This window comes from Oleiphilus sp. HI0123 (assembly GCF_001635315.1).
The window spans coordinates 1-410 of the sequence record NZ_LWGE01000903.1 but is presented as its reverse complement, the minus strand read 5'-3'; the positions used below and the strand labels follow the sequence as shown (position 1 = coordinate 410).

The window sequence follows — 410 nt, the reverse complement described above, 5'->3', positions numbered from 1 at the left end:
GATAGCTATATTTTCGTCAATCGCATGGGGCTAAAGTCTTGTGAAAAAACCAAAACCGACCTGGCGAATGATCTAAAAAGGAAGCACACAATTGTTCTAGAGCAAGGACTGCTAATTGATAGAGCCATGAACGCACTAACCAGTAGCCTAAGCCAGAAAGCAAGTACACTCTAATTTGTGAATACCGAGAGCAACCAAAGTCTTCGGCTCAGCTTAGCGGCTTTCGCTGCCATTTTGATTCACACAATCTTGGCCCTATTGATCTACTGGCTCGACATATCATTCCTTGAAACCAAGGAAAAGACTATCCCCTTCAAGCTAGTATCTGCAGACAGAAGCTCGCAATTTTCAAGCTCATCACTTAGCGCCGAAGAAAACTCACGCGCAGCACAAGAATATTTAGCGACACT

At 43.9% G+C, this 410-nt stretch carries 1 protein-coding gene; it reads left to right on the top strand.

Features of this window, described 5'->3' with window-relative positions:
- Window positions 1-9 precede the first annotated feature (9 nt).
- On the top strand, window positions 10-174 hold the full coding sequence (locus A3761_RS28965; protein ID WP_369808199.1) for a DUF1631 family protein: 165 nt from the start codon (window positions 10-12) through the stop codon (window positions 172-174).
- Window positions 175-410 lie beyond the last annotated feature (236 nt).